At 72.9% G+C, this 6,990-nt stretch carries 7 protein-coding genes; 2 read left to right on the plus strand and 5 right to left on the minus strand.

Annotated features, from left to right (window positions below; translation table 11 throughout):
- Positions 1-190: 190 nt before the first annotated feature.
- From DVA66_RS14870 to DVA66_RS14890, 5 genes are read right to left on the minus strand one after another with little or no spacing between them, the layout of a single operon-like run.
- Positions 191-1,033: a carbohydrate ABC transporter permease gene (locus tag DVA66_RS14870; RefSeq protein ID WP_232821977.1), complete on the minus strand. Its 843-nt coding sequence runs from the start codon at positions 1,031-1,033 to the stop codon at positions 191-193.
- Entirely contained in the window at positions 1,030-1,962 is a 933-nt protein-coding gene (locus DVA66_RS14875; protein ID WP_114127379.1) for a carbohydrate ABC transporter permease, read from the minus strand. Before DVA66_RS14875 ends, DVA66_RS14870 begins: the two co-directional genes overlap by 4 nt.
- Positions 1,959-3,272, minus strand: coding sequence for an ABC transporter substrate-binding protein (locus DVA66_RS14880; RefSeq protein ID WP_114560789.1), 1,314 nt, complete (start codon positions 3,270-3,272; stop codon positions 1,959-1,961). The genes DVA66_RS14875 and DVA66_RS14880 overlap by 4 nt, the downstream gene beginning before the upstream one ends.
- A 22-nt stretch (positions 3,273-3,294) precedes the next feature.
- A complete protein-coding gene (locus tag DVA66_RS14885; protein ID WP_114560790.1) occupies positions 3,295-4,608 on the minus strand; it encodes an FAD-dependent oxidoreductase in 1,314 nt (437 codons plus the stop codon).
- Positions 4,605-5,414: an IclR family transcriptional regulator gene (locus DVA66_RS14890; RefSeq protein ID WP_198671795.1), complete on the minus strand. Its 810-nt coding sequence runs from the start codon at positions 5,412-5,414 to the stop codon at positions 4,605-4,607. Before DVA66_RS14890 ends, DVA66_RS14885 begins: the two co-directional genes overlap by 4 nt.
- A 157-nt stretch (positions 5,415-5,571) precedes the next feature.
- Here DVA66_RS14890 and DVA66_RS21345 point away from each other — a divergent pair, with 157 nt between their 5' ends.
- Both DVA66_RS21345 and DVA66_RS14900 read left to right on the plus strand, forming a co-directional pair.
- Complete coding sequence (locus DVA66_RS21345; RefSeq protein WP_114560792.1) at positions 5,572-6,288, plus strand: CPBP family intramembrane glutamic endopeptidase; 717 nt, start codon at positions 5,572-5,574, stop codon at positions 6,286-6,288.
- A 28-nt stretch (positions 6,289-6,316) separates the two neighbouring features.
- On the plus strand, positions 6,317-6,990 hold a 674-nt coding region (locus DVA66_RS14900), incomplete at its 3' end, for an alanine racemase (protein ID WP_198671796.1).

Consider the following 6,990-nt stretch of genomic DNA (forward strand, 5'->3'; position numbering starts at 1 on the left):
GCAGCGGCCCGGAGCCGGGCGGCACCCGGGGCGGGGTCAGCGGGGCCGGGGTCGCTGCGGCCGGGGCGCCGCTCAGGGCGAGGGCCCCGGCGGCGAGGCTGCCGGCGAGCACGGTACGTCGTCGGACGGTGCCTGACATGGGTCTCTCCTCAGTCGGTCGGTGGTGGTGTCTCGGCCAGCCGGCGGTGGCTCATCCCTTCAGCCCGCTGGCGAAACCGCGGATGATGTACTTCTGGAGCAGGAAGTAGACGAGGAGGATGGGCACGATCGCGATGCCCATCCCGGCGAAGATGATCTGCCACTGGCTGGCGAACTCGCCGCGGAAGGCGAAGATCGCCACCGGCAGGGTCTGCTGGGCGCTGCCACCCACGTAGAGCAGCGGGGTGAGGAAGTCGTTCCAGACGTTGATCGACGTCAGGATGACCACGGTGCCCGTGATCGGGCGCAGCAGCGGGAAGACGATCGAGCCGAAGGCCCGCAGGGTCCCCGCGCCGTCGACCCGGGCGGCCTCCTCGTAGTCGGCCGGCAGCGCCCGGAGGAAGCCGGCGTACAGGAAGACCACGAGGGGCAGCTGGTGCCCGACCTCGAAGATGATCAGCGAGGTGTAGGTCTGCAGCAGGTCGGCGTCGCGCATCAGCTGGTACAGCGGGACCATCCCGAGCTGCAGCGGGATCATCAGCCCGAGCAGGAACAGCAGGTACACGCCGTAGGAGAGGCGGGACGCCCGCCGTGCCAGCGCGTAGGCGGCGATCGACCCGGTGCCGACGAGCAGGGCGACCGCCAGGGCGGTCACGACGACGGAGTTGCCCATCGCCTGCCCGAGGTCACCCCGCTGCCACGCCTCGGCGAAGTTGCCGAGCGCCGGATCGGTCGGGAACGACAGCGGCGAGGCCGCCAGGTCGGCCGGGGTCTTCAGGGCGACGCTGAGGAAGACGTAGAACGGGAAGGCGAACACCAGGGCCGCGAGCAGCATGCCGAGCTCGGCGGAGAACCGGCCGGCCAGCTGAGCGGCGCTCCGCCGCCGGGCGCTCACGCGTCCACCTCGAACCGTCGCAGCCCCCGCAGCTGTACGAAGGCGAAGGCGAACACGATCATCGTGAGCACCAGCGCGATCGCCGTCGAGTACCCGTAGCGGCCCGACACGAAGGCCTCCTTGTACATGACCACCGACAGCGTCTCGGTGGCGTAGCCCGGTCCGCCGCCGGTCATCACGTAGACCTGGTCGAAGAGCTTGAGACTGCCGATCAGCGTCAGCGACATGGCGATCGTCGTCGCCGGCACCAGCAGCGGCAGGGTCACCCGCCGCAGCCGCTGCCACCGTCCCGCGCCGTCGATGGCGGCGGCCTCGAGCAGCTCCTCCGGCACGCCCTGCAGACCCGCCAGGTAGATGACCATGGTCAGGCCGGCGTTCTGCCAGATGATGACGCCGATCACGCTGGCCAGGGCGATCGAGGGGTCGCCGAGCCAGTTCTGGGTCAACGCCCCGAGACCGACCGCCGACAACGCGTCGTTCATCGGTCCGGACGGGGTGAGCACGTACTGCCACAGGAACCCGATGATCACCGGCGGGAGCAGCGCGGGTGCGAAGAACAGCGTCCGCAGCACGTTCCGGCTGACGAGCGAGGTGTGCAGCGCGAGCGCCAGGGCGAGCCCCAGCAGCGTCTGCAGGAGCGTGGTCGAGACGGCGATCAGCAGCGTGTTGGCCAGCGCCGAGCGGGGCGCCGGGTCGGTGCCGAGCTGGACGAAGTTGTCGAGCCCGACGAACGTGGCGGCGCGGCGACCGTTCCAGTCGGTGAAGGCGTAGACGCCTCCGGCCACCGTCGGGTAGAGCACCACCACGGCGTAGAACAGCAGCGCCGGGACGATGAGCGCGTACGGGACGACCGCCCGCCGTCCCCGCCGGCGCCGCGGGCCCGGGTCGTCGGCCCGGCTCGCCGTCGCCCGGTCGAGGACCGTCGTCACGAGGTCCCCCTCGCGTACTCGGCGTCCATCTGCTCCAGCAGCGCGGGCGTGTCGATCGTCCCGTCCAGCCACTCCTGCCCGGACTGCAGCATCGTCTGCTGCACGTCACCGTTGGGCCACAGGTAGTTCGCGTAACCCGCGGTCCGGCCGGAGTCGAACATCGGCATGATCGGTTCGAGCGCGTCCGAGCTCAGCTCGGCGTCGACGGCGAGACCGGGCAGCACGCCCATCTCGTCGGCGTAGGCCTCGACGTTCTCCGGACGGGCCAGGAAGTCGAGGAAGGCGCGAGCGCCCTCGGGGTTCTCGGCCTCGGCGTTGACGGCCAGGAAGTCCGGTGCGATCGCCACGTGGGTCGAGGAGGCGTCCTCGTTGGCCGGCAGGGCGAAGACGTCGAACGCCTCCTCCCCGCCCTCGGCGTACCCGTAGAGCTGTGGCAGACCGGCCGAGACCAGCAGCACCATCGCTGACTCACCGGTGGCGACCGACTGCAGACCCTGGTCCGGCGGGATCCCGAGCATGCCGTCGGAGAAGTACCCGGCGTCGTTCAGCTGGGCGATCCGGGCGAAGGTCTCGTTCCAGCGGGCGTCACTGACGAAGGAGGTCTCGCCGGCGGCCATCTGGGCGTCGATCTCGGGGTTCTCGGCGTACACCAGGGTGGCCGCCAGCGCGTAGACCCAGAACTGGAGGTAGATGCCGCCCTGGAAGGGGGTGGAGATCGGGGTGACGCCGGCGGCGGAGAGCTGCTCGCACGCGGTCAGCAGCTCCGACCAGGTGGTCGGGACCTCGACCCCCGCCCGTGCGAAGACCTCGCGGTTGTACGCCATGACGATCGCGTTGCGGCTCACCGGGAACGCGACGACCTCGCCCTCGACCTCGGCGAGGGAGCGGGTGTCCTCGGAGAGCTCGGCCACCCACCCGGCGTCGGACAGGTCGGCGAGCTCGTCGGCCCGCCCGAGCACGCCGGCGGCGACCGGGCTGGAGCTCCCCGGGGAGACGCGGATCAGATCGGCCGCGGTGCCGGAGGTCAGCTGCACCCGCAGCTGCTGGTTGAGCTCGTCGGTGGTGGCCGACGAGACGTCCACGGTGGAGCCGGTCTCCTGCTCGAAGGCCTCCACCAGCGGCGCCAGGCCGGCGCTCTGCTCGGTGTTGACGTAGGCCGTCACGGTGCCGCTCGTGCCTCCGTCGGAGCCGTCACCACCGCCGGTGTTGACGAATCCGCAGCCGGCGAGCGTCGTGGCCAGGACCAGTGTGGCGGCCGCCGTGCGGGCGGTGCGGGTGCCCCGCGTCGGGTTCTCGCTGTGCTTGCTCATCTCGGGTCTCCTTCGACTCGGCTCATGCGGGGGAGGCGGTGCGCCTCGGGTGGTCCTGCTCCAGCGGCGGGACGACGACGTCGCCCGGGACGATGGCGCCGTGCCGGCGCAGCTGGGCCCAGACGTCCTCCAGCGGCACCTCGAGGACGTCCGCCCCGGTGGCCGCCGCGCGGGCGGCGAGTGCGCCGGCGGCCTGCCCCATGGCCATCGACGACGCCTGCACCCGGAACGCCGAGGCCGCCTCCTGGTCGCCGCTGATGGCCCGTCCGGCCACCAGCAGGCGCTGGCTCCCGCGGGGCACCAGCGCCCGCCGCGGGATCGTCGGGAGGGTGCCGTAGGGGAGCGGTCGGATGTCGATGCCGGCGCCGTCGGGGCGGTGCACGTCGATCGGGTAGAAGCTGTGGCTCAGCGCGTCGGGCCAGCGGCGACCGGTGACGTAGTCGTGGGAGGTGATGGTGACGTGGCCGTCGATCGACCAGCTCTCGCGGACACCTGTCTCGGTCGCCCACGCCGCCAGCCCCACCTCCTCCAGCCCGGGCTGGGCCCGCAGGAAGCGCAGCACCCGGAGCAGCAGCCGACGTCCGGCGAGCTCGGTGGCGGTGCGGTCGGCACTGGTGCCGCCCTGCACCCCGACTACGTGGGTGGCGTTCTCCCCGTGCGCCCGAAGGAACGCGGCGACGCTCTTGTGCGCCAGGTCGGCCGGCAGCAGGTCGCCCCGGGCCACCGCGGCGTCGTGGGCCCGCTGCAGGGCGTCGGTGTCGAGTGCGGCGAGGTCGTAGCCCTCGAGCCGGAACATGATCGTGCCGGGCTGACGGTGCTCGTTGGTGCGCCGCGGCACACCCGCCAGCGCGACGACGTCGGCCTCGCCGGTGCAGTCGACGACCACGTCGGCCGTCAGTGGCCGCAGGCCCTCCTTCGTGGCGAGGGTGAGACGCCAGACCGAGCCGTCCCAGTGTGCCGCCCCGACCATCGTGTGCAGCAGGAGGTCGGCGCCCGACCCCACGACGGCGTCGTCGATCAGCGCGGCGAGGACCCCCGGCACGACCGGGACCTGGAGCCGCCAGTGGCGCTGCCGCCAGTCGGAGAAGTCGGGGAGCGCTCCACCGGCCTCCTGGACCGAACGGAGGACGACCTGCCAGCCGATGCCGCCGATGATCTGCCGGCCCCAGGCGTGGAAGAGACCCGGCAGCGCGACACCCGCCACCGTCGTGGTACCGCCGAGCGCGCCGTTCTTCTCGACCAGGAGCGTGCTCGCCCCGAGCAGGGCCGCCTGGGTCGCCGCCGGCCAGCCCGCCGGTCCGCCGCCGACGACGACGACGTCGTAGTGCTGCCTCATCCGCGGGCCCCACCGTCACCACCGAGCAGCAGGGTCAGCTCGGCGGCGGCGCCCACCGCCTCCTCCCGCAGCCAGGTCGCGTGGGCGTCGGTGTGCCGGACGGCGGGGTAGCCGAGGCAGACGGCTGCGACGGTGCGTCCGGCCTGGTCCTGGACCGGGGCCGCGACACCGCACACACCGGCCATCTCCTCCTCGACGTTGGTGGCGTAGCCCTGGGCCGCGACATCGTCCATCGCGGCCATCAGCTCGTCCTCGCCGGGCCGGCCGCGTGAGTCCCAGGGGGCCTCGGCCAGCATCGCGAGCCGGCTGACCCGGTCGAGCCCGGAGAACAGCACCTTGCCGGCCGCCGTGCGGTAGAGGGGCGTGCTCGTGGCGTCGGTGAAGCGGGCCGACGTCGGACTGACCGTGAGCAGCTGCGGCCCGACCAGGACAGCGATGTCGACGCGTCGCAGGCCCTGCAGCACCGCGAGGTGCACGGTCTCCTCCGTGCGCTCCCACAGGGCCCGCAGTACCGGCGCCGCGACCGCGGAGAGGTCGGTCTGGGTGACGAAGCGGCGGTTGAGCTCGAAGAACCGGGCACCCAGCAGGTAGCGCCGTCGACCGCCCTGGGCCACCAGCCCGTGCTCCACGAGCGAGGAGAGCAGGGTGCGCGCCGTGGAGGTGGCCAACCCGGTCGTCTCGGCGAGCTCGCTGAGCGGGACCCCGGTCGGTCCGGCGTCGGCGATCGCGTCCAGCAGCGCGACGCTCCGGTCGATGGCCTGGATGGCGGTACGGGGCGTCGGGCTCTGGTGCGGTTCGGGCGTCATCGCTCGTACTTCCTCGTTCGACAATGTCGAACACCGTTCGACTATATGACGACGACAGTAGGCGGGTCGTCGGTCGCTGACAAGAGGTCGGACGGTGCGACCCACGGGCCGGACGACGACTTGAGCCTGTCCCGAGGGCACGGTGTGCAGTGGGTCCATGACCGGGAGCACGACCGACGTCACCACCTCGCGACCCCAGACCGAACCGTCCCGACCGCTCGGCTGGGCCGACCTCGGCATCGGCGTCGTCGCCGCCGTCGTCCTGCTCGGCCTCGGGATCCTGCTCCTGCGGGCGCTCCCGGAGGACCAGAGCATCCTCGTCGGCCTGGCCTCCTACGCGGTCTCCGGCCTGGGCCCGCTCGGGGCCGTCGCCGTCGTCACGCTGCTGCGGAGGCGGCGGTGGAGCGACTTCGGGATCCGTCGGGTGGCCGGGCGGTGGCTGGCCGTCGCGGTCGGCGTCGGCGTGGTGGTGATCGGGCTCAACGTCCTCGTCACCGCGGTCGTGGTGACCTACACCCAGCCCGAGAACATCCAGACCGACTACCAGGCCGCCGCCACCGGTGGGCTGGCCGGCTTCGTCGGCGCCATCCTGCTCGGCGCGCTGCTCACCCCGTTCGGGGAGGAGATGTTCTTCCGCGGGCTGGTGGCGAACGTCCTCGGCCGCTGGGGCTGGTGGTCCGGGGTGCTGCTCAGCTCGGCGGTCTTCGCCGTCGCCCACGGCATCAACGTGGTGACGCCGGTGGCCTTCCTCGTCGGTGTGGCGGCGGCCCTGCTGCTGCGCCGGACCGGGTCGATCTGGCCGGCGGTGGTCGTGCACGTGTGCAACAACGTGTTCTCCGTCGTGGTGCCCGCCGTCATCGCGCTCACCGCCTGAGGGTGCGGCCCGACTAGGCTGCGCCGACGTGAGCGGACTGACCCTGACGATCCAGACCGAGCGCTGGCGCGAGCACCTGGCCACCATGGTGGCGGCCGGCCCGGACGTGGTGCCGGTGGCCAAGGGCAACGGCTACGGGTTCGGCCTGCGCCGGCTGGCGGCCGAGGCCGAGCGGCTGGACGTCCCGGTGCTGGCGGTCGGCACCGCGGCCGAGGTGGCCGAGGTCCGCGAAACCTTCCACGGCGACCTGGTGGTGCTGCAGCCCTGGCGCCCCGCCGACCCCGACGCGGTGGCGCTGACCGGCGACCCGCGGGTGATCAGCACCGTCACCCGGGTCGAGGACCTGCCGGCGGTGGCCGCCGCCGGCGAGCGGCCCCGGGTGGTGCTGGAGCTGCGGACGTCCATGCGCCGCCACGGCCTGGACGCCGCCGAGGCGCGGGCCGCGGTCGAGGCCGCCGACGGCGTCGAGGTCGAGGGCTGGACCATCCACCTGCCGCTGCTCACCGAGGGCCGGATGGAGGAGGCCCGCGAGCTGGCCGCGCTGGCCCAGTCGGTGCGGCCCGGACCGCTGTGGATCTCCCACCTCACCCCGACCGAGGCCGGCACCCTGGCCTCCGAGCTCGACGTGCCGGTGCGGCTGCGGCTCGGCACCTCGCTGTGGCTGGGACGTCCGGGGCTGCTCACCACCACCGCGACCGTGCT

The sequence above is a fragment of the Desertihabitans aurantiacus genome (assembly GCF_003344635.1).
In the GTDB taxonomy this organism is placed as follows: Bacteria; Actinomycetota; Actinomycetes; order Propionibacteriales; family Propionibacteriaceae; genus Desertihabitans; species Desertihabitans aurantiacus.